The following is a 16087-nucleotide window of genomic DNA, read 5'->3' on the forward strand; positions in this document are numbered from 1 at the left end:
TTTGTCTGCGAGATGAACGCGTGCGTATGCGGTCTATCCATGGAGTAGGGATTCAGCGCCGTCAATGTAGACGGGTGTTCCAGTAATATGACTGGCATGCTCGGAAGCGAGAAAGTACACTAGATTAGCAACTTGCTTGGCCGATCCGGGCTTGTGCTCCAGCGGTTGATCGCCTTCGGGATATTCGACAGGAATCGTAATTTCCTCAAGCTCCGGCCTGCGGTCTGTATTTTCGCCAATGTTAGTGTGAATGGCCCCCGGACAAATCGCGTTGACGCGAATTCGATAGCGGGCTAGTTCTAGCGCAGCCATTTTCATAAAAGCAACCTGCCCCGCCTTGGACGTACTGTAAGCACTCATTCCAAAATTAGAGAATACCCGGTTGCCATTGATTGAACTGGTAATGATGATGCTGCCTCCTTGCTGCTTAAGAGGCTCTACCGCATATTTGACACACAGGAAAGTCCCCGTCAGGTTAATATTGATCGTCGCGTTCCAGTCGTCCAGCTCCATATCCGCAATAGGCGAAAGTACGCCATTAATTCCGGCATTGGCTACCAAGACATCGAGTCGGCCCCAGTGGTCCATCACCGTCTGAATGGCTTGCTTCACTTGCTCTTCGAAGGCAATATCGGCGGGTAAAGAGATCGCTTCTCCGCCGGAAGCTGTAATTCTGTCTACAGCCTCATCCAGTTCGCTTCCTGGGCGGTTGAGCAGGCCAACTTTGTAGCCTTTTTCAGCCAACAATAGGGCTGAAGCCAAGCCAATGCCGGATGCGGCGCCAGTGACAATGGCGACTTTTCCCGCCTCAGCGGATGGTTGTGAATGGGTTTGATCTTGAATGGTCATCGTTTGAACCTCCTCAAAGTAAAACGGATTATATAGTCATTTACCCTTGCTCGCTTAGTTCGAATCGGGTTTGCTGTCATGAAAATGAATGTGATTCCTTTCAAAAGCATTCGCTTTTGGGTCATAGTCCACCAAAGTTTTGGTTTCCGTTAGATCGAGCCGCTTGAAGCTGTTGTCTGATATGGCATGCAGGATTGTGAAGGGACCTAGGTTCGTAGACAGAATTGTTTTGAAAATGAGATCGCACAAGTCCGCCGGATGGAGATAAGCGCTCATATCCCGGGCCGTCAGGTCCTCCTCCTCCGCAGGCGAGTCATCGAAAGCTCCTATGCGGATCGCAATGCTTTGCAAATGCTCCGCATACCCGAAATAGCAGGCCAGCGACTCAGCAAAACATTTGCTCACCCCGTACAAATTATGGGGACGCGTCGGCATATTCGCATACAGCTGCGAGTCGAGCGGGTAGCCTTCAATCGTCTGTACGCTGCTGGCCGTGAGGATGCGGCTTACGCCTTGATCTTTGGCCGCCCGGAACATGTTGAACGTTCCCTTGATGTTGTTGTCCAGGAGGGATTCGTAGAATCCCGCTTTGGGTGAAGGATCCGCAGCCAAGTGGATGACCACGTCAATGCCTTGACAGGCTTGTTGGCAGGCCTCGACATCGGTGATGTTGAGGGCTATGTATTCGTGATCGCCGCTAGGATAGCGGGTGAGAGATGCTGTTTCGAGATCCGCGAGGCGGAGCGTGTAGCGGTCTTTGAGGTAGTCGGCCAGGACACTGCCGATCCGGCCGGCTGCTCCGGTGATTAGAATTTTCATGGGGAGTTCCTCCTGGGAAATGAATGGTTGGTGGTTGAGTCGTTGAATGGTTATCTTATTCATTAACCAATATGGAGAAAATAAACGCAGGTTGTGGGCGGAATGGTAAATTTGATGGGGGATGGTGAGGGGACAGTGATAGAGAGAGTGTGACAGAGGACGGCGGCTTCGTAGGAAATCAGGCTAACTGGAAAAGCTCCTGTTATTTCATCGCTTTTCTGCTGAAAGAGACCGATTACCGGGAAAAGCTCCAGCTAATTTTGATTTTTTCTGGTTATGGAGGGGGTTTTCGGCTGTTTTAAAGGGAGTTTTTCCTGCTAATTGACGATATTACGCTACTTAGGCTTGAATTTGCTGGAGGAATTCCTGTTAGTGTTAGCTGGATGGGAGGGGGGACAGGATAATGAGGTATAATACGACAGGAAATAAAGCGTTTTCTAATTTGTAATATAATTGAAACATTCTTGTTATGGTTTCATAATGTTTAGGAGGTATTATAATAACCAAGACCCCCTTTTTAATATAAACTTTTGAACCCGGCCCCGTTGGCTGGGTTCCTTTTTTTATACATCCCAGTGCACCACAAATCAAAAAGATCACCCGAATCAATCTTCGGGTGATCTTTTTTCTATAACCCCTAGTGGTTATGCTACCTTATAGATATAGTTAATTTAAGGAGAATAAAAATGAGTCAATTTACATCTATCATATTAATTCAAGCTAATAGTAGTAAAGTAATTAAGAAAACTGTAAAGTTTTTGGAGTTAAAGAACACTTCTGCTTATCTTATTGAGACCAATCAAGGATGGGTCGCTGTTGCAGTGGAAAACCAAGATCAATATGGAGGTATACTAGCTAGTCATATTGCTAAAGAACTTCAAACAAATGTGATAAACTTTATGGGATCAACGGATTACGGTTGGAAGTACGAGTTGTTTAATTGTAAGGATAGAAAGGGAAGTTTTGAAATTGATTACGATAAGAATCCTTATTACACTAATGAAGAACTAGTGTTGGCTAATTTTGAATTTTTTGAAGAGCTGCCAATAGAAAAAATGTCATTTACAAAAATGAAAGAGATCTTATATCAAGCAGTTTATGAGGAAGAACGTATTTTAGAGGTATTAGATCTATTTATAAATACCTTGCGAATCGAGAAGTTGGTGGGTTTTTCATTCGAAGCACTTTCAAATGACAGTATTGTAAAAGATGATATTGTTTATATAGGTTCAAAGGAAGATAAAAAATAAATCTTAATAAAACAGTACTTAATAGTCTTTGTGAAACAATGGAGAGTTTTGGTTATCAGTATAGCAAGCATTCAGGACTTTCAGGGGATATTGCGTTTCTTAAAGAAGTTAGCGGTTTTGATGTTGGCCTTCTCATATATTTTCATGGAAAATCGATCTCAGCCGGATTAAAAACGTGCATAGACGATAAATCATTAGATTATCTCGTTGACGGTTCCAATATGTCTAGAAATTTTGACAATCAGATTGAACTAGAAGTTTTTTTGGAGGACATAAAATCAAAGTTTGTTTCCCACGGTGATAATTATATCAAGCAGAGAGTTTTGGAAAACTTTGATCCTCATCATATCTATACTTCAATGATGGATGAGTATCTCAAAAAGCATAACTACTATAGAAAAAGTTCAGATAGTAATCTGCTTGTTGGAGGTAAGGTAGTTTATAGTAAGGAAGATGAAGAAATTATATTTGATCACGGGGCTCTTTACACCTGTATATCATGCAAAGTTAAAACAAAAAGAGCAAATTTACATGAGACGTGTTTGAGTTATGAAGATCGTAACTGGTTGTTATTTTTGAATGAGAAGGAGTACGTTGAGAAAATCATGATTTTTCACAAGATATTAGAATCAAAAGTTTTGAATTCTTTGACATGACATTTAGAAAAAGATATGATGGCGTAATACCCATTTTCATGGGTCCCAATATTAGGAGTGTTTACAATGAAGTTACCAGGTCACGAACAGTTTATCGAGCGTGTAAAAGAACAAGTTGCGCAGGACCATCGCCTAGTTGGATTGCTTGGTGGAGGTTCCATGTTGACGGGCTCCATGGATGAATACAGTGATTTAGATTTTATTGTGGTCTATGACCCTGCTCATCAAGAAGAAATCATGGAGCAGCGATTGACGCTTGTAGGAAGTTTTGGCAACTTGCTTTCCGCATTCACAGGTGAACATGTCGGAGAACCAAGGTTGGTTATTTGCTTATACGGTCCAACTGCCCTACATGTTGATATTAAGTTGCTTTCCCCCGCAGAGCTTAAAGAAAGAGTAGAGGATCCTCTCGTTCTTTGGGAGAGAGACAGGGAGATGAGCACGATTCTTGAGCAAACGACTCCCGACTTCCCTTACCCTGATCCTCAGTGGATTGAAGATCGATTTTGGGTCTGGGTCCACTACGGAGCTGCCAAGCTAGGCAGAGGCGAATTATTTGAATGTATAGATATGATTACTTTTTTACGAGGGACGGTATTAGGACCATTGATTCTTGTTGAAAATGGGCAGCTCCCACGAGGTGTGAGGAAACTGGAACAGCAAGCTCTGGGCGCAATTACGGAACTTGAAGAAACGGTCCCCTCGCACAATGCCGAGAGCTGTTACAACGCTATGCAGGCAAGCATCCGCATCTATCAACGACTTCGTCAAAACCTCACTCATTTGATGCATAAAAAAGAAGCTGAGCAAGTATCCGTTGCCTACCTTAACCAAGTTTATAACTCGTTATCGACCAAATAAATAGACTGCGCCCATAAGGGAAAAGCCGTTTTGGCTAGTCTCTCGAACAAGGCTTCCAGAGCCACCTGGTAAGGTGGAAGTGGAAGCTTTTTTCCAAAGAATTTATATGTGTTGGACTGAGCGAGGAGTTATCCTAGCAACTTCAAAAAAAACATAGTTCAGCCCCAACATCGTACTTTTAGATAAAAAATCATTCTCCACGTCAAAGACACCCCCAACAAAAACAACTATATTGAAGGAGAGATAATCAATAAGGAGTGTTGGGCAGCGGTGAAAAATACAAAGGTCGTATTTCAGGGTCCATGGCAAGTGGAGACGGTTCAGGAGATATTTTCGCAGGAGATAGGTCCGCAGGAAGTGTTGGTCAAGAAGCTGTACACGCTAATCAGTCCAGGTACGGAGCTAGCGATGCTTTCAGGGAATGAAGCCTGGTTTCAGATGCCCGGCATTCCAGGCTATGCGGCAGTCAGCGAAATTGTGGAAGTCGGGGAAGGCGTGCCCTCTTATGAAGAGGGCGATATTATTTTCCATTATGGGAATCACGCCAAGTATGAGGTTACGGGGACAAACGGAACGTTTCTGAAGGTTCCCAAGAGTTTGAACTTGCAGTGGGTGCCCTTTACACGCATGGCGACGGTGGCAACAACGGCGATTCGGGTTTCGAATATTGAGTTTGGCGATTATGTAAGCGTCACCGGGCTAGGCCTCATCGGCAATATGGCTGCTCAATTGGCGCAGGCGCAAGGCGCGACGGTGATTGGCATTGATTTATCGGAGGAGCGGCTGCGCATTGCCAAACAGTCCGGTTTGCACGTTGCCATCAACGGGAAAGACCGCAACGTAAAGGAGAAAATAGCCGAGATTACACAGGCGAAGGGTGTTTCTACTCATATTGAGGCTACCGGTGTGCCCCAGGTTGCGGTGGAGAGCCTTGCGTACATCGGCAAACTAGGTGAGATCATATTTCTGGGCAGTCCTCGAGGCGAGTATCAGACAGACATCACGGATGTGCTGAATTACTGCCATCTGTATAACCGTGGCTGCATCACGTTCAAAGGGGCGCATGAATGGCGCTATCCAGTTGAGCCTAATGAATTCGTGAAACATTCTTTAGTCCGAAATTCGACGATTGTCTTCGAGTTGATGAAGCATAATAGGCTGCAAATCGCTCCGCTGATCAGCCATGTTCTGGAGCCGAAACAAGCCAAGGAGGCTTATGAGGGGTTAAAGGTAAACAAGGATCAATACAGCGGCGTATTATTTGATTGGAGTACGGTATAGGCTTCCGTTATACTGAGAATAGAAATGACAAGCGAGGCATTGAGCCATGATGCTGCCAGAGAGAGGGAGGAATGTATGGAGACTTGGATGAATGAGCTGTCCCCTTGGGTCAGGATGGTCAAGATCCATAAATCAGTATCTCTGGCAGGAAAATGGATGGACTATGACCATGTCTATACGTATATCGAGCAAGGGGAAGCCGAGTTTTTCATGGATGGCATTACGTATCAGGTTCAGGAGGGGGACGTCTTGCTGATGCCCCCTTTTTTGACGCATCTGATTCGTTCGACGTCGCCGGAGCCGTTGATTCAGTATATTGTTCATTTTGATTTATTTTATGAGGAACAACGGAGTTTATGGAAGGATCAGTCGATTACAGCTGAACGAAATGTGGTGGCCCCGAATGAGATGAAGTTCTCTTCCAAGCTGCCAATCGCTCATTTATCAGCAACGGACCGAATGGAGCTCAAGAAACGGTTTCTGATTCTGCATCAGGAATTTCTCGCCCAAAGACCTGGGTATCCCCTGATCACCAAAGCGATCTGCTTAGAATTATTGGTTTTATTCTTGCGGGCTCAGGCAGGCGTCAATGGGAAAGAGGGCAAGGTCACCAAAGGCTGGGTGTTTATTGAGCATACGATAAAATACATCAATGAGAATTTCGCTAACCCTGAGCTCGATAATGCGTCGATTAGCAGCCATGCGGGGGTTTCAACGAATCACCTGTCCTTTCTATTCAAGGATCAATTAGGTATGACGATTCATCAATATTTGACGCATACCCGGATTGAGCAAGCCAAGATTCGGATTATGGCTGGTGATCAAACCTTAACAGCTATCGCGGAACAGGTGGGTTATTCCAGCATTTATCTTTTTAGCCGATCTTTCAAGGCGCATGTTGGCGTGATGCCTAGCATGTTCATGGCGATGAACGCGGACATACGCAAGCATTAAGCGCGCATGCTGCTCGAAACGCCGCAACCAGGTCCATCGCCAAATCCTCACTTCATTGCTGTCATTTGCTTATGCATGCGTGCGATGCGTTCGCTCGGCTGCAAGTTCAGCCCATCTCGCAGCGCAGCCTCTATTTTGCCATATTGAAGCAAAAAAGCAGATCTGTCCTTTTTGCGCAAATAATGCTCCAAAATTTGCTCCTGTACGTCCTCATCATAAGGGAAGTCGTTCCCCAAACGATGCAGCAGTTCTATGGCGCTGCTAGCTTTATCCAACTGTTTGTAGAATTGAGAAAGCGCCTTGGCGGTGTCCGCAAATTTACGTTGCAATCGCTCACGCAGCGGCTCGCACCAACGGTAATCTTTGCCCCCAAACAACCCCCCTTTATAAACGCTCACAGCCTGTTCAAGGCGTTCAATCTGAATGTTTGGTTGATGATCAGTTAATCCCAATAATTCTACGGCGTTATCAGCCGCTTGCTCGAAGGTAAGCCAATCACACTTCACTTGTTCCCCGAGAGTCATACGGTAGCTGCCTCGTTGGGAGTGCCACTGCGCAGGAAATGCAGACTCGGTTAATGTTTTCTTCAGGCGGTGCACGCAGGTGTGCAGATTCTGTTCCGCTTTAACGGGTTCATTGTCAGGCCAAAGCTGTTCGCATAGCACCCATTTGGATACATGGTTATCCGCATGTGCCAGCATGTAAGCGAATAGCTCTTCGGCTTTGGCGGTTTGAAAACGAAGGGGCTTTTCCTGACCGGCTGGGTATACTTCAAAGCCCCCCAAGCCAGTGATATGCGCAACCGTTGTGTCCGTTTTCGGGGGCGCTGTTTGAAGGGGGGAGAGCCGCTTTTTGAGCTTTTGCACGGCCCGGATGAGATCATCCGTATCCACCGGTTTGAGCAAGTAATCGATCGCATTCGCTCGGAAGGCTTGCAAGGCATACTCGTTATAAGCGGTCACCATAATAACTTCCATCGCAGGATACGTCTGGGTAAGCTCAGAAGCCAATTGGAGGCCATTCATACCCGGCATCTCTATATCCAGAAAGGCGGCATCGAAGTGTTCTTTGCTTGCAGCAGCCAGCGCTTCCGATGGTTTAGTATAGAGACCAGAAACTTGCAGGTCGGTATGTTTCTCAAGAAGCAGGCGCAGCCTTTGCAGAGCGGGCTGTTCATCATCTACGAGCATGACAGTATACATGGGGGTTCACCTCGTCTTTCCAATTTATGCATTCGTGATAATGCGGAAGCTAACTTTGGTTCCGATGCCTGGTCGGCTGAACATGTGCAGCCCTTCTCCATATTTGTGCACGAGCCTGCGATGAATGTTCGTAAGCCCGATGCCTTGACGTTGTTCGGGGGAAGATGTTCGTTGGTTGATAAAATCGGCAAAGCTGTCACAAGCTGCAGGCAGTCCAATCCCATTATCCTCTACGATCACATGAATGTAATTTTCTTCTAGGGCGATGCGAATGGTAAGAAGGCCGCCATCTTCGTGCTTCATGATGCCATGCCGCACCGCATTTTCAACAATAGGCTGGATGGTCATGGTTGGAATATGTTGTTGGACCGCTTGCTTATCGCATTCCAAGTGGAACTGCAGTCTGTCACCGAATCGGGCTTGTTCAATAAATAAGTAAGCTTGGACCAGTTCCAGCTCTTGTTCCAGCGTCACGGTTTGCTCACGGTTATGAAAGTCAAAGCTGCTTCTTAAATAATAACTTAATCGCGTAAGCAGCCGCTGTGTCTTGTGCAGGTCGGTATCACTTACGGCTAATATCGTATTCAGCGTATTAAATAGAAAATGCGGCTTAATTTGCGCTTGCAGCAGAGCTAGCTCGGAGGCAACGGTCTCGCTCGCCGACTTCTTCATCGCCAGCAGCGTGCGAATGCGAGTGCGAAGCTCTCGTGCATCGACAGGTTTGCCCAGGAAGTCATTGGCCCCTGCCTCAAAGCCGGCAAGCATATCCTCGGGGCGGCTGCGAGCGGTTAGCAGCAGGACGGGAAGTTCAGACAATGACCACCTTTCCCGGATGTTCTTGCAGACGTCAAGGCCTGATAATCCAGGCATCATTAGATCTAGAATGACCAAATCATAGTGACCTTCCTTATTCGCTAATTGCCGCAAGGCTAGTTCGCCATTTTCGACGGAGGTGACGGACATGCGATCAATGGACAGCAAGTTTTCGAGCACTTTTCTATTCGTAGGATCGTCATCCACAACGAGGATGGAGGCCGTGGAGCTGTCTGCCGTCAATGGCCACTCTGATCCCCATAAGGCTGTTTCTGAAGCTGATTCGATGGGAGAAGCAGCAGGAATCCTATTTTCGGCGGCTTGCAAGGAAGAGCTCAGTTGTGCATCAGCAACAGGCAAGGAGAAAGTAAAGGTGGAACCTGCGCCCAACTGGGATTCCACGGTTATCGTGCCTCCATGCAGCTCTAATAATTTGCGGGTAATGCTGAGTCCAAGTCCGATACCGCTGTATTCGCCTGGGCTTAACTGTTCATAGGGGGCAAAGATAGCCGCTTGCCGCTCGGCAGCGATGCCGATGCCTGTGTCAAAGACAGAGACATAAATCGATTCGTCTCTATGCTCAGCGGAAATTCGAATGACTCCTGCGGCTGTGAATTTAAGCGCATTGCCAACCAAATTCGATAAAATTTGGACCAATCGGTCTTCATCAACTTGCAGGAGCGGAAGGTCGCCCGGAATATCTTGCAGCAGTTGAATCGGCTTGTTTGCTGCCAAAGATTGATGGACATGAAAGACATGCTGGACAATAGGCGCAAGAGCCAGAGGACGCGGTCGAAGGATTAACTCTCCATGACGAATTCGCGACATATCCAAAATGTCATTGATTAAACGAGCCAGCCTTTGTCCTGTTGCGACAATCAGGGAGGTGTTGCTCCGTTGTTCCGCATTCATGGGACCCGCAGCACCATCAAGCAAAGATTGCGATAAATTAATGATCCCATGCAGCGGTGTCCTCATTTCGTGGGACGTATTGGCCAGAAATTCGTCTTTCTGCTGATCCGCAGCAAGCAATTGGCCAGAGAGCTTTTCGACAGATTCGAAAGTTTCGGTCAACCGGCTCGAGAGCAGCAAAACCTGCGAATATAAGGCAGTTGCAACTGGAATGGGCAGCAGTAGGGATACGTGTGTGTTGCCAAGCACTTGCAGTCGATAGAGAATCGCCAGCACTAGGATGGACATGGCCCCAATCATCATATAGACAGCCCCTTCTTCGCGTTTGATTGCACCAACCAGCATGACGCCGACAATAAACAGGAGAGTTAAGCTAGTTAACCCGATAGAAAAGGATTCTATTGCAGAAAATAGGGTCATCGGTGTTACCGATATGTAAATCAGTCTGAGGACAATGCCAACGAAGATCATGTTCGTGAAATAAGCAAAGCCCTTATGAAGACGATGAGTTACTGTGATTTGGGTATAGCGCAAAAGAAAAAACTCACCAAAAATCCCTGAGAGGTATTGGACTCTCAAAAATACGGGATAAGGTAAACTCGGCATGAGCAGCGTCAGCAGCTTTTCACCTTGGGTAAGGGAAAATAGACAGCAGGCTAGACCGAATAAACCCAAATATAGCCAAGGCAGTTCTTTGCGGCGAAGCGGGTGAAGCGCAAGCAAGTAAATCCCTAGAAGCAGCAGGCCAGCGGAAATAGCTGTATCGCGCAGCAGACTGCGCTCCCGCAAGGTCTGAATGCTTTCCTGGCTTCCCATCAGAATAGAATGGGTAATCCCACCGACAAAATATTCGTAATTCGCGACCTGGATAACAATTTCTGCCGTATCGCCAACCGTAGAAAAGTAACGTACATAAGGGGCATTGAAAGTAGTCGTAGCGGCCAGACTGGTACCCGGCTGGCCGCTTCCTCCAATTTTGGAACCGTTGATGTACAAGCTGTGTGACGATTTAATATTGTTGACTTTGATGCCATAGAGGGTAGGTGTTTCACCGTCTGAAGGCGCTAAACGAATGTGCAGGCGAAAGGTCGCATACCCTTTGGCTGAGCGCGCCGAGCTGAAATCTTGCTGTTTGTCCCAGCGATGAGGGACGAGTGCATATTCAGGCGCAGATGTTCCGTTCGCATTCAACTGAAAATCCGCAGGCAGTAACATCTGATTCGGATAATACTCCCACTGACCATCCAGAGCAACGATATTATCGAGTGCACGGCTCGCTTTCGTAAGATCAAGGATGCCTTGAGCGGCAATCGGTCCTTTGCGGTCAGAGGCGGTTAACTGCGATGTATAGTAGCCAACGGCTATAATAAGCAGCAGGCATATCATGACGATGGAGAAACGAAACGTTTTGTTCATAGCCAATCTCCCCTATTTAAACCATCCTTTTTTCCGAAACCAGAGAAACATGCCGAATCCGATCCCGAACATAATGAGCAGGATGCCGAAATACCCCCAGTGCCACTCGAGCTCGGGCATATGAGCGAAATTCATTCCGTAAATACCAGCAATAAAGGTTAGCGGCATGAAGATTGTCGTAATCACCGTTAATGTTTTCATAATGCTGTTCATCCGGTTGGAATTCAAAGAGATGTAGCTGTCTCGCATATCTGCGGTCATGTCGCGATTGGATTCAATCATTTCGGAGAGCTTGAGCAGATGGTCATGGATATCCGTGAAAAAGACAAGATGCCCGCGGATTTGATCGATCCGATCCGTATTAATGACTCTGTACAGCAGATCGCGCATAGGTACGATAGTACGACGTAATTTTAATAATTTACCGCGTATTTCGAAAATATGGCTCATCAGCACTTCGGTAGCTTCCGAGTTCAAATTGTTTTCAATATCGTCAAGCTGGTCTTCAATTTGATAAACACTGGGAAAATATTGATCCACGAGGTTGTCCAATACGAGATAAGCAGCATAAATATGCCCTTCACTCCGCAGGTTCTCTTGTTCCGATACACGACTCCAAGCATCTTCGATTTCTCGCGACTCATGCAGGTGGAACGTGACAATAAAGTTGCTCCCGAGAAACATGTCCACTTCTTCAGCAGCCAGTGTTTTGGCATTAATCGCATGCATGACGAAAAAATGAATCTGTTCATAATGATCCATTTTGGGGCGCTGCAGCAAATAAAAGCAATCTTCGATGGCTAAAGGATGGAAGTTGAAGTGATCCTTGAGGTGCAAGGCATCCTTCTCACTGGGATTATTAAAATCAACCCAATACCACTGGATATTCGGATCTTCAAGTTGGTCAAGGGGTACATTGTGAAGGACTTTGAAGTCCTTGGTTATGGCAAGGGAGCGAATCATTGAAAAACTCCTACATTCGTATTTTCGTTATTTCTATCTGCTCTATTTTACCATACAATGAAAGAAGATCAGAACGTTCTGCCGACGCCCACCTTAAAAAAAAACAAGTAGACATTAATTTTGTACATGCGACGTGTTTTGGATTTCTTTATAATGGAAAGATATCTGCATGTACATCAGGAGGAGCTTATGTTTACAAAGCGATTGAATACGGGTTGGGAGTATTTGCAGAGTTCGTTAGGCGGCGTCTGGGAAGTTTGGCGCAAAGATAAATTAAACAATCACTATAATCTTGCTTGGCAGGAAGTAGAACTGCCGCATTGTTTCAATGCACTCGATGCTATGGATCCGGACAAGCCCTACTACCAAGGACCGGGCTGGTACAGGACCTTATTGTCGATCGACAACCCGTACCCGAAGGGGAGAACACTGCTTCATTTCGAAGGAGCAGGCCAGCAAACGGAATTATATGTGTATGACCAACTTGTCGGCGGACATCAAGGCGGCTATGATGAGTTCGTCCTTGATATCACGGATCAATTAGCGGCAAACGAATTCCCGGCCTACTACGGTAATCAGGTGCCGATTGCTATTCGCTGTGACAACACGAGAAATTTGGAAACGATTCCATCAGATGTGAGTGATTTTAATCTCTATGGCGGTTTATACAGATATGTCAATCTGGTCTATGTGCCCAACCTATCGATTGAGACTGTGCATGTAGTGACGCATGTGACTGCGGATCAAGCCAAGGCTGCTGTTGAGGTGCAACTGTATAATCCTGAGCAGATCCAGCGGATGATACGTATGCGTTTGCAAGTTTGGGATGCCGCGGGACAGGTAGTGTTCACAGGGGTGTTTGATAACGAAACGTGGGCAGGCAAGGACGAAATCACCCGCTTCCAAATCGACAATTTTCAGCTATGGAGCCCTGAGCACCCTCATTTGTATACGTGCGAAGTTACTTTGATGCCGGTGGATGAGGCTGTCGCAAGCGAAACAGCTCTAGCTGTACGGTTCGGTCTCCGCTATTTCGAGTTCATCGAGAAGGGACCTTTCCACCTCAATGGACAAAGATTGCTGCTCCGCGGCACACATCGGCATGAAGATCATGCCGGCGTAGGCGCAGCTATGACAGAGGCGATGATTCGTGAGGAAATGCGGCTCATCAAGGAGATGGGCGCGAATTTCATTCGCTTGGGGCATTACCAGCAGTCGCGGATTGTCCTGGATCTGTGTGACGAGCTGGGACTGCTCGTATGGGAGGAAATTCCTTGGTGCCGCGGCGGTATCGGCGGCGATTCCTACCGTCAGCAATGCAAGGATATGCTGACAGCGATGATTGAGCAGCATCGCAATCATCCTTCAATTATTTTGTGGGGCCTTGGCAATGAGAACGACTGGGAAGCGGATTTCAACTATTTTGATGTAGAGGAAATTAGGGATTTCATGCGTGAGCTGCATGCGTTGTCCCATGCGTTGGATGATACGAGACTGACGGCGATTCGTCGCTGCGACTTTTGCCGAGACATCATTGATGTGTATTCGCCTTCCATTTGGGCGGGATGGTATCGGGGTGTTTATCCGGAATATGAGACTTATACGCGTACAGGATTTGAAAGTGTGGATCGATTCCTCCATGTTGAATGGGGAGCAGATAATGTGGCTGGACGCCATGTGAAGAAACCATATACAGGATTCGAGGATATCCAAACCGGGGCAGGGGCTGACGAGCGCGATGGTGATTACCTGCTGACTGGCGGCGATCCGCGCGTTTCCAGTTTGGGGGATTGGTCGGAGACCTATTTCTGCGACATGATTGATTGGTACTTGCGCGCGCAGCAGGGAATGGACTGGTTGACCGGCACTGCGCAGTGGTCATTCAAAGATTTCTCAACTCCGGTGCGACCGGATTCGCCGATTCCTTACTTGAATATGAAGGGCGTCGTTGAACGGGATTTCAGACGGAAAGAAGCCTATTACGTCTTTCAATCTTATTGGTCTGAGCAGCCAATGGTGCGCATTTATGGCGGAAGCCTGCCTGTTCGTACGGGAAAAGCCGATGAATTGCAGACCATCAAAGTGTATTCGAACTGTTCGGTAGTTGAACTCTTTGTCAATGGAAAGAGCTATGGGAAACGAACGAGAGACACGCAGAACTATCCTTGTGCAGGTTTGCGCTGGGATGTGATTTTGCCGTCAGGGGAGAATCGTCTTGTAGCTGTGGCCTCTGGTGAAGGCGATATCGTAGTTCAAGACGATACTACGTTCAAATACCAGACGGAAAGCTGGGAACAAGCTGCCGCACTGCGGCTGACCGCTTATCAACACCCGGATGATGGCAGTTTTGTCGAGGCTTTGGCGTACGACCAGCATGGCGTATTTTGCGCGGATGCGGCCAATTTGGTGCATTTTGGCCTAGCGGGATCAGGGAAACTGCTTGATAACTTAGGAACAGTAAGAGGTTCCAGAACGCTGGAACTTGCGAATGGACGTGCCCGTATTTATGTGGATTTAAAGGGCGGGACATCGATCGTCTCCGTGCATGGAGAAGGATTAGAGCCTTCGTTCGTGAAGATGAATAGTTGACATATTACGCAACCGTTAGGAGTGGATGGAATTGAATATTTCGAATCTGTGGCCGCAATTGCAACGCAAAGTTGACACTATGATCGAGCAAATCGGAAGTAAATCTCCACACGTGGAGAAAGAGGGCGTGTACGATGATGCCCGTTTGGATTGGTGGACATCAGGCTTTTGGCCAGGGCTCTTATGGATTATGTATGACGTCTCCCAAGAAGACAAGTATCGTCAGCAAGCCTGGGATTGGGATGCCAAAATAGAAGCTTGCTTCCTGCGGGAGAACAATTTCCATCATGATGTTGGCTTTCAATTCCTGCCTACGGCAGTAGCCAAATACAAAATGACAGGGGATCAGGATGGGCGTAGACGAGGGCTGCACGCAGCGAATTTCCTTGCCGGACGCTTCAATCAAGCCGGACAGTTCCTGCGCGCTTGGAATCAGGACAAGCATGGCTGGGCGATTATAGATTCCAGCTTGAATCTATCCTTGCTCCTCTGGGCAGCCGAAGAGCTTGGCGATCCGCGGCTTAAACAAATTGCCATGGCGCATGCGGATACGGTCTTGGAGCATTTCATTCGGGATGACGGCTCCGTCTGTCATATCGTTAGCTTTGATCCGGACACGGGCGCATTCATCGAGGCGTTGGGCGGACAAGGGTTCTCCCCGACCTCCGCTTGGAGCCGGGGACAGTCATGGGCTTTGCACGGTTTAGCGAACGTGTACCGCTATACGGGGGAAAGCCGTTATTTGGCTGCTGCGAAGCGGGTCGCCCATTACTTCATGGCGAACACCACGGTGGATCCCATTCCGTTATGGGATTTCCGCACAGGTGATGCGGATTTGAAGTTGAAAGACACGTCCGCCGCCGCTTGCGCGGCTTCAGGACTGCTTGAAATCGCCTCGCTGGTACCCGCAGAGGAAGCGGATTTATACCGGAATCAGGCGATCCGGATCATGGATGCGCTGACGCAGGATTACGCGGATCTGGATGGATCGAGGGAGTCGATCCTCAGAGAAGGCACCGGGCATAAGCCGGCGGGACAAAACGTCAACGTAGGACTGATCTACGGGGATTATTATTATATAGAAGCCGCAGCCAAGCTGAAAAACTGGACGCAGCGAATCTTCTAAGCTGAATTGAGTTCCCTTTGAGTTTCCTTGAAGGGAGCTCTTTTTCATTGGATCCTATTGGATAATTCCCAATAGAATCCCCGTTTGAACCTTGTTCATCCTGTTTTCATTGGAATTTTTTCATTCAATTACCTTCTAAATGCAACAATCCACGTTAGGTTACCAACCTAGAGAGCAACCTCTTTTTTATCTCGATACGGAGCCAAAACTTACAGGAATATCTCCTGCTAATTTTAGCGTTAATGGCTCTAAACGGTCATCTAACTGGAAAACCTCCAGCTAATTTAGAGAGAAATCGCTATTCAGTGGAAAAGTATCAGAAATAACGGGAGTTTTTCCATGTAAATGGGCTTTTCATGCGAAAATACCTATAATAACGGTAGCTTTTCCATGTAG

Annotated in this window: 12 protein-coding genes; 7 read left to right on the forward strand and 5 right to left on the reverse strand. The window is 47.1% G+C overall.

What is annotated here, in order from left to right:
* Positions 1–33: 33 nt before the first annotated feature.
* Both LOZ80_RS00965 and LOZ80_RS00970 read right to left on the reverse strand, forming a co-directional pair.
* Positions 34–849 carry an SDR family oxidoreductase gene (locus LOZ80_RS00965; protein WP_238169678.1) on the reverse strand — a complete coding sequence of 272 codons (816 nt, stop codon included), beginning with the start codon at positions 847–849 and terminating at the stop codon, positions 34–36.
* A 54-nt stretch (positions 850–903) separates the two neighbouring features.
* On the reverse strand, positions 904–1668 hold the full coding sequence (locus LOZ80_RS00970) for an NAD-dependent epimerase/dehydratase family protein (protein WP_238169679.1): 765 nt from the start codon (positions 1666–1668) through the stop codon (positions 904–906).
* A gap of 686 nt (positions 1669–2354) precedes the next feature.
* Here LOZ80_RS00970 and LOZ80_RS00975 point away from each other — a divergent pair.
* From LOZ80_RS00975 to LOZ80_RS00995, 5 genes are all read left to right on the forward strand, one after another.
* Complete coding sequence (locus LOZ80_RS00975) at positions 2355–2918, forward strand: hypothetical protein (protein WP_238169680.1); 564 nt, start codon at positions 2355–2357, stop codon at positions 2916–2918.
* A gap of 38 nt (positions 2919–2956) precedes the next feature.
* On the forward strand, positions 2957–3574 hold the full coding sequence (locus tag LOZ80_RS00980) for a hypothetical protein (RefSeq protein WP_238169681.1): 618 nt from the start codon (positions 2957–2959) through the stop codon (positions 3572–3574).
* A gap of 66 nt (positions 3575–3640) precedes the next feature.
* Positions 3641–4435 carry a nucleotidyltransferase domain-containing protein gene (locus LOZ80_RS00985; RefSeq protein WP_238169682.1) on the forward strand — a complete coding sequence of 265 codons (795 nt, stop codon included), beginning with the start codon at positions 3641–3643 and terminating at the stop codon, positions 4433–4435.
* Between the two features lie 270 nt (positions 4436–4705).
* Positions 4706–5716 (forward strand): zinc-dependent alcohol dehydrogenase, encoded by a 1011-nt coding sequence (locus LOZ80_RS00990; protein WP_238169683.1) that lies wholly within the window; start codon positions 4706–4708, stop codon positions 5714–5716.
* Between the two features lie 75 nt (positions 5717–5791).
* A complete protein-coding gene (locus LOZ80_RS00995) occupies positions 5792–6670 on the forward strand; it encodes an AraC family transcriptional regulator (protein WP_238169684.1) in 879 nt (292 codons plus the stop codon).
* A gap of 47 nt (positions 6671–6717) precedes the next feature.
* Here the strand turns inward: LOZ80_RS00995 and LOZ80_RS01000 are convergent, their stop codons facing one another.
* Genes LOZ80_RS01000 through corA form a run of 3 tightly spaced genes read right to left on the reverse strand, consistent with a single transcriptional unit; the run spans position 6718 to position 11976 of the window.
* Complete coding sequence (locus tag LOZ80_RS01000; RefSeq protein ID WP_238169685.1) at positions 6718–7872, reverse strand: response regulator; 1155 nt, start codon at positions 7870–7872, stop codon at positions 6718–6720.
* 24 nt (positions 7873–7896) lie between these two features.
* On the reverse strand, positions 7897–11013 hold the full coding sequence (locus LOZ80_RS01005; protein WP_238169686.1) for a hybrid sensor histidine kinase/response regulator: 3117 nt from the start codon (positions 11011–11013) through the stop codon (positions 7897–7899).
* Between the two features lie 12 nt (positions 11014–11025).
* Positions 11026–11976 (reverse strand): magnesium/cobalt transporter CorA, encoded by a 951-nt coding sequence (gene corA / locus LOZ80_RS01010; protein ID WP_238169687.1) that lies wholly within the window; start codon positions 11974–11976, stop codon positions 11026–11028.
* A 189-nt stretch (positions 11977–12165) separates the two neighbouring features.
* Here corA and LOZ80_RS01015 point away from each other — a divergent pair, with 189 nt between their 5' ends.
* Positions 12166–14565, forward strand: a complete 2400-nt coding sequence (locus tag LOZ80_RS01015; RefSeq protein ID WP_238169688.1) for a glycoside hydrolase family 2 TIM barrel-domain containing protein — start codon at positions 12166–12168, stop codon at positions 14563–14565.
* Between the two features lie 25 nt (positions 14566–14590).
* On the forward strand, positions 14591–15691 hold the full coding sequence (locus tag LOZ80_RS01020; RefSeq protein ID WP_238169689.1) for a glycoside hydrolase family 88 protein: 1101 nt from the start codon (positions 14591–14593) through the stop codon (positions 15689–15691).
* Positions 15692–16087 lie beyond the last annotated feature (396 nt).

It is taken from the genome of Paenibacillus sp. HWE-109, from assembly GCF_022163125.1.
Taxonomy (GTDB): Bacteria; Bacillota; Bacilli; order Paenibacillales; family NBRC-103111; genus Paenibacillus_E.

What these genes read in the sequence shown, in the direction of transcription:
- corA (WP_238169687.1), bottom strand. Translation starts at nt 11,976, where the DNA reads ATGATTCGCTCCCTTGCCATAACCAAGGACTTCAAAGTCCTTCACAAT.
- LOZ80_RS01015 (WP_238169688.1), top strand. Translation starts at nt 12,166, where the DNA reads ATGTTTACAAAGCGATTGAATACGGGTTGGGAGTATTTGCAGAGTTCG.
- LOZ80_RS00980 (WP_238169681.1), top strand. Translation starts at nt 2,957, where the DNA reads ATGGAGAGTTTTGGTTATCAGTATAGCAAGCATTCAGGACTTTCAGGG.
- LOZ80_RS01020 (WP_238169689.1), top strand. Translation starts at nt 14,591, where the DNA reads ATGGAATTGAATATTTCGAATCTGTGGCCGCAATTGCAACGCAAAGTT.
- LOZ80_RS00965 (WP_238169678.1), bottom strand. Translation starts at nt 849, where the DNA reads ATGACCATTCAAGATCAAACCCATTCACAACCATCCGCTGAGGCGGGA.
- LOZ80_RS01005 (WP_238169686.1), bottom strand. Translation starts at nt 11,013, where the DNA reads ATGAACAAAACGTTTCGTTTCTCCATCGTCATGATATGCCTGCTGCTT.
- LOZ80_RS00985 (WP_238169682.1), top strand. Translation starts at nt 3,641, where the DNA reads ATGAAGTTACCAGGTCACGAACAGTTTATCGAGCGTGTAAAAGAACAA.
- LOZ80_RS01000 (WP_238169685.1), bottom strand. Translation starts at nt 7,872, where the DNA reads ATGTATACTGTCATGCTCGTAGATGATGAACAGCCCGCTCTGCAAAGG.
- LOZ80_RS00995 (WP_238169684.1), top strand. Translation starts at nt 5,792, where the DNA reads ATGGAGACTTGGATGAATGAGCTGTCCCCTTGGGTCAGGATGGTCAAG.
- LOZ80_RS00975 (WP_238169680.1), top strand. Translation starts at nt 2,355, where the DNA reads ATGAGTCAATTTACATCTATCATATTAATTCAAGCTAATAGTAGTAAA.
- LOZ80_RS00970 (WP_238169679.1), bottom strand. Translation starts at nt 1,668, where the DNA reads ATGAAAATTCTAATCACCGGAGCAGCCGGCCGGATCGGCAGTGTCCTG.